This window comes from Microcoleus sp. S13_C3 (assembly GCF_036700905.1).
GTDB lineage: Bacteria > Cyanobacteriota > Cyanobacteriia > Cyanobacteriales > Microcoleaceae > Microcoleus.
The window spans coordinates 44,068-49,922 of record NZ_JAUBPT010000046.1 but is presented as its reverse complement, the minus strand read 5'-3'; the positions used below and the strand labels follow the sequence as shown (position 1 = coordinate 49,922).

The window sequence follows — 5,855 nt, the reverse complement described above, 5'->3', positions numbered from 1 at the left end:
TTGAAGTATGGGTGAAGACCCACTACTAATTCTTTCATGGAGCAGGGGTAATGCCCAACTTCCTTGAGCTTCAGGTATCCACGCAATGGTACTGTATCCCTGACCCACAATGGAGCCTCTCTGATATTCATGGGTTCTGTCTTTTAATGTTTTGGCATCTCGTCTCCCCCATGCAGTGTGGTCGATTGCTACTAATATGTGTTGGGCTGGGGGTGCTTCTTTCTGTAATTGCTCTAGATACAGCAGCATCAGTTTTTTCCGGTCTGGCCTTGTGTCTTGTAATGCTTCATAGATGCTTGGCCATTGACGCTTGAATAATGGATTGAGCGAAAATTCCGCTAAACACGACGCATTCGGAGTGGTCATCACTGCATCCATCAGCTCGAATGTGGCATCTTTCGCTGTCACTAATAAATCGTATGCTGCTTGACGAAAGTTCTTTAATCGTTCACTGTTCATTTAGGGAGTGGATAGGTTTTTTTCACTCTCATTCTCTCCCGGCGCGGTGGCTCTAGTTCTTCTTTTGCCACCGTTCTCATCTTTGGCTAGTCTAAACTACAGTCATCTAACACCGAGAGGTCGATAACAGCTTCAGTTTCTCCAGGTGCGATGTTAATTTCCCCAAATTGACCGCCTTTGGTGCTGTAATCTTGTCCCAGAGAGGCAGTACCGGAGAGGGTGTAGAGGATTTTCAGCCCTTGAGCGGGGGCAGCTTCACCCAGAGTGATGGTAAATTTTCCTTGGCTGTTGCTATCGCCTTCGGTGATGGTTGGGCTGGCGGTTACTTTCACAGTGCGCTTTTCGTTCAGTGCATACTGCACTAAGAAAGTGTCTGCCTTCAGTAATTCTTGGAGTTTAGTTTGGGATGCTTGGGCGGTAATTTTTCCTTCGATTAGCTGTTGGGTGACTTCGGGTAAGGTGCTGTAGACCGCTTTTTTGATTGGGCTGATGCTGGGTAGAACGTCTGAAACAGAACGAGTCAGCGCCTGTGTTACTAAGTCGTCAACTAAGTGGTTGCTTTGGGCCACTAATTCGGAGACTGCTGTTACAGCTTCGCTGGCAATAGAGAGATTGTGTTTTTGGGTTAATTGAGTAAAGAGTTTTTGCAGATCATCGCCCTTGCTTAAGTCAAAGGTGTCAACCTTTTGCAAGACTTCACCTAGAGCAACAATCACCTGAATTTCCGCATCTGAACCTTGATATTTTGCGGCTTTAAGGAATGCTGTGCCATTGAGCAACAAGTTCATTACTTTGATGTGACCAGAGGCAATATTAATGCCGGTGGTGTCATCTTTACCAATAGCGGCGAAGGGGTCAAAGTTATCTAAGGTTTGAGTCAGGGAAGCTAAGGGAAGTCCTGAGATTTTTTCGAGCAAACTTTCGACTTGTTCCGCCGCAATCCCTTGGCTTGAAAGAACTGCTTGGAGGGTGGTTAAGGGTGTCGTGGTTGTCGCTTCTGTTCCCGAACCTAATTGAGAAATTAGGGGTAATGTAGCAGGAAGGCCGGTGGTTGTGTCGATGCCGCCAATTCCTACAATTTGTCCTTCTTTCGAGTCAATTTTTCCGTCTCCCTTGACATCTAATGCAGCAATTTTCGACTCGTCAAAATTGTATTCTCCGTTGTCGTCGGTGGTGGTTTGCAGTTCGCCTTCATCCGGTTTGAAGTTGCCGTTGGTATCTATGAAGACTGTCGCATCTGCTAAAGGGCCATTGGAGAGACTGCCACCCCCCTGGAAATAGCTAGATGCTGCTGGTACCTTGGTTCCTGAGTTGCTACCTGAGTTAGTACCTGAATTGCTGCCTGAATTGCTGCCTGAATTGCTGCCTGAATTGCTGCCTGAATCGCTACCTGAATTGCTGCCTGAGTTACTTCCTGAGTTGCTACCTGAAGGGCCGGCAAAACTACTTGGCTTCAGAATTGGCACCGAATTATCAAACTCAAACTTCTCAACGTCGATGACAACTTTTACACTATTTTGACGAGTAATTTGCCAGTTTTTACCGCCGGAGGAATTTAAATCGGTAAACGTATAGTCATCCTTATTACCCCTCAAAATCAAGGTATCGTTACCAGAACCTCCATCGATGGTATCGTTACCAGTCCCAGGATCGAAGTAGTCGTTGCCATCGCCACCCAAGAGGATATTACCTAGATCATTACCAACCAATGTGTCGTTCTGAGCCGAACCAATGATATTTTCAATCGAAATTAACCGAGCGACATTGTTAGAAAAAGTAGCTTCACCCGAGTTTAAATTGGCAGTGACAGGACTTCCAGCAAATCGGTAATCGGCAGTATCGATACCGCCACCTCCATCAAGGACATTACTGCCATTTCCACCAGAGAGCGTATCATTATCTTCCTCACCATAAAGGGAGTCGTTCCCCTCTCCACCATCAAGGCGATCGTTACCAATCCCACTGGCAAGATAGTCCTCTCCTGCTTCTCCTTTCAGGATGTCATCGCCTTCATGACTGTAGAGCGTATCGTTGCCCTCACCCCCATTGAGGTAGTCTCGATCATGATAGCCATCAAGAAGGTCATTCCCTTCTTTACCATAGAGCGTATCATTACCGGCGCTGCCGTTAAGAGAGTCGTTGCCTTCTCGACCATCTAGATAGTCGTTACCCGTTCCCCCATCAAGTTTGTCATCGCCAGCTCCCCCATCTAGAGCATCATTATCTTCACCACCATTGAGAATATCGTTGCCAACACCTCCGAAGAGATAATCCTTGCCATTGTCACCGTTTAGGGTGTCATTGTCCCAAGACCCACTATAAGTTTGTCCCTGTTTTCCATTGTCTTCGCCATAGAGAACATCGTCCCCGTCTCCACCTTGGAGTAAATCGTGACCTTGCTGACCGTAGAGAACGTCTTGGTCAGTGTCGCCGTTTAGGGTGTCTTCACCGTTAGAGCCGTGGATTTCGTCTTTACCACCTTCACCTAAAAGCAAATCGTTGCCTGCGTCACCGTAGAGACGATCCTGGTCTGGTCCGCCATAGAGAGTGTCTTTGCCATCCCCACCATAAAGAACGTCAGAACCTTCATCACCCCGCAGGTCATCGTCCTCTTCTTCACCATAGAGATAGTCTTGATCCCGTCCCCCGTTGAGAGAATCTTTACCAGGTCCACCGTAGAGGCGGTCATTGCCCGAATCCCCGTAAAGTTTGTCGTTGTCCCGGTCACCGTAGATCACATCGGTGTTATCACCCCCGTATATCTCGTCATTTCCATTTTCACCATGAAGCTTGTCATCTCCACTTTCACCATAAACATAGTCATTGCCATTCCCCGCCCATACTTGGTCACCGTCAGGGCCACCCCAAATTTGGTCGGAACCTCCCTGCCCTACGAGCTTGTCATTGCCTCGATGACCATACATCCGATTATCCTTATCATCTCCATAAATTTCGTTGTTTTTATCATTACCATTGCGATTGTTAGAAAATGTAGTTTCCAAAAAGCTCCCAACTTCATAGGCAGCATTTTCAAAAGCTCTTCCTACCTTATTGAAGGTATCAAGTACACCTGATGTAGCACTATTAAATCCATTCACAACGTCATTAATGGCACCATTTACAACATCTGTGACTGCACCCAGGGCCGCGCCGGTCACTTGGTCAAACAAATCTTCGATACTTCTGAGCGGAGCTAGTGACACGGTATAGTCACCCTTTAGCGATCCAGCTTGATAACCTACCTTTACCTGGGAACCATCAGGTGTACCATCTGAGGTAATCGTCAGGTTGGCCCCAACCTTGCCAACGAGCGGAATATCGATGTCTATGCTGCCTGTAACGTTTAGCTTGCCATTCTGTAGACTGATGTTGGCACTGCCTAAATTTCGACCGAAAATTTTGGCTCTCCCTCCGATTTTTATATCGGTTGAACTTTTGATATCAATTTTCGCCTCCTCGATTGATAAGACCCCAAATAAGTCAAGATTTCCTTCAACTTTCAGACCATTACTATCAGCATTTATCTTAGCTCCGGCAACTTCTCGACCAAGAATCTTCACTGCACCGGATCCACTCGCCGTCTTTTCCTTAATATCAACTGAAAAATCGTTAATATCTAGTGCTACGAGTCCTAAATTCAAATCAAAATCCTTGATTTTGGCACTCGTGGTTGTAAATTCCACGTTCGCTTTCGCAACTTCAGCCCCAAAAATTACAAGCTTACCGTCCCCTTTGAGATATTGTTCAGTTGGACTTACGTTGACTTTTAAATTCAAAGTCTTATCGGTGGAACCATCTGCTCCTGTCAGCTTCAAAAATCCTAAGTCAATTTCAGGAATATTCAAATTTCCGCTTAAACTTGGAGCGCTAGAGAAGGGATTTGCGGCGAGATTTAGAGTAGCTTCTTTTCCCCAAGCATTTACTTTGCCATTGACGGCAATTCCTTGGGTTAAAGTAGTCTTCGCAAACGTGGTTTCCACCGGCGCAAACTTGATGAGAGGATCGAGCTCAGTACCTGCATCTGGGCCATCGATAGATACAATAGTAACATCTAAGACATCTTTCAAAAAGTTCTTGGTTTTTCCGACAAAACCTGAGTTATCAACTCCTACAACACTAAGGGGCACCGACCAAATGTCCACCAAGCCAATTGGTTGATAGACCGTTAATTCCATCCCAAATTTATCGGGTGCTTTGGGAGCTATGAATAAAGCAGACTTGACATCCAAGCCACCCACTTTCAAATCTGCAAGGAGTCCAATATTATCAATGTAGGGGGCTACATAACTGCCGCCAAGCTGAAACGATAAATTTCGGAGTTCTGAGTTACGCAAACCAAAGGGTTCTTTCCAAGGCGTACTTGAACCTACTTGAAAGCTTGCTGTGAGTGAAGTTGGCTCTAAACGAAGTTGGCCAAAAAGCTTTAATTCTGGTTCATTTTTTTGGACAGGATCGTAGTTTTTGAGGAGGACATTTCCCTCAATACCAAAACTTGCTGTCGCATTTCTAACTGCTAATTCCAAGGCGGCGTCGGTGAGGGTGGCACTGAAGTCTGTCTGCGAGTTTTTATCTCCAAACAGCGGACTATCTATATTAAACTTTCCTTTGAGGCTGGCTCCGTTTGAATCTACCTTTGTGATTAGGTCTAATTGTGGAATTTTCAGTTTCTTGTCAATAAATTCTGCGAGACCGTTATTGCCCTTGTTAAAGTTGGCAATTCCAGAGATTTCATAAGTTTTATTGGGGGTATCAAGTTTCCCTATTCCGAAGCTGGGATTGGTTATGGGTACGGATAATGCTGTCGCAATTGTTTCTACACCAGGAACTCCTTTGAATATCTCAACTAGGGATGTCTCTCCCTGATAGGTAATTTTAATTTGTTCTTTTGATAAATTTAACTCAATCGGTTTTTTACTGATGTTTCCCGTGAGTTTATAGCTGGTATTTTTGCCACTTAAATTGCTAATTGTTAAACTGGCATCCGATATAGAGTTGTTTAAAATAGCAACTTCGCTTTCTACAGTAATTCCTACTTTTTTCAAGAGGTCAGCTAAAGAAATATCTCCGGTATAGGCGACTTTTAACTCTTGACCCTTTTGATACTCGAACGTAACGTCTTGTCCGCTGATTTTTCCAGAGAACTTATAAGCGGAAGGGGACTTGCTGCTGTCCACTGTCAAGCTGGGATTGTTGATAGTGCCGGTTAATAGCGTGCTTCCTTGGGTGTCGGTCACGCCAACAGTTTTCAACAGGTCAGCTAAAGAAATATCTCCGGTATAGGCGACTTTTAACTCTTGACCTTTTTGATACTCGAACGTAACGGTTTTTCCGCTGATTGCTCCAGAGAACTTATAAGCGGAAGGGGACTTGCTGCTGTCCACTGTCAAGCTAGGAGC

Annotated in this window: 2 protein-coding genes; both read right to left on the bottom strand. The window is 45.2% G+C overall.

All coding sequences use genetic code 11. The annotated features are described in order from the left end of the window. Positions 1 to 459: hypothetical protein (locus tag QUA16_RS14885; protein ID WP_333181196.1), on the bottom strand; the 459-nt coding region annotated here is incomplete at its 3' end. 86 nt (positions 460 to 545) lie between these two features. Further along, positions 546 to 5,840 carry a calcium-binding protein gene (locus tag QUA16_RS14880; RefSeq protein WP_333104134.1) on the bottom strand — a complete coding sequence of 1,765 codons (5,295 nt, stop codon included), beginning with the start codon at positions 5,838 to 5,840 and terminating at the stop codon, positions 546 to 548. Positions 5,841 to 5,855 lie beyond the last annotated feature (15 nt).